Source organism: Neisseria sp. P0021.S007, from assembly GCF_051956855.1.
On sequence record NZ_JBQCXA010001471.1, the window covers coordinates 1 to 476 of the forward strand.

The window sequence follows — 476 nt, forward strand, 5'->3', positions numbered from 1 at the left end:
TGCGACTGTTTATTAAAAACACAGCACTCTGCTAACACGAAAGTGGACGTATAGGGTGTGACGCCTGCCCGGTGCTGGAAGGTTAATTGAAGATGTGCAAGCATCGGATCGAAGCCCCAGGAAACGGCGGCCGTAACTATAACGGTCCTAAGGTAGCGAAATTCCTTGTCGGGTAAGTTCCGACCCGCACGAATGGCGTAACGATGGCCACACTGTCTCCTCCCGAGACTCAGCGAAGTTGAAGGGGTTGTGAAGATGCAATCTACCCGCTGCTAGACGGAAAGACCCCGTGAACCTTTACTGTAGCTTTGCATTGGACTTTGAAGTCACTTGTGTAGGATAGGTGGGAGGCTTTGGAGCAGAGACGCCAGTCTCTGTGGAGCCGTCCTTGAAATACCACCCTGGTGTCTTTGAGGTTCTAACCCAGACCCGTAATCCGGGTCGGGGACCGTGCATGGTAGGCAGTTTGACTGGGG

Annotated in this window: 1 rRNA gene; it reads left to right on the top strand. The window is 53.2% G+C overall.

The features are described 5' to 3' along the window. A 23S ribosomal RNA gene (locus ACTHUR_RS19750) occupies nt 1–476 on the top strand; the annotation flags it as partial.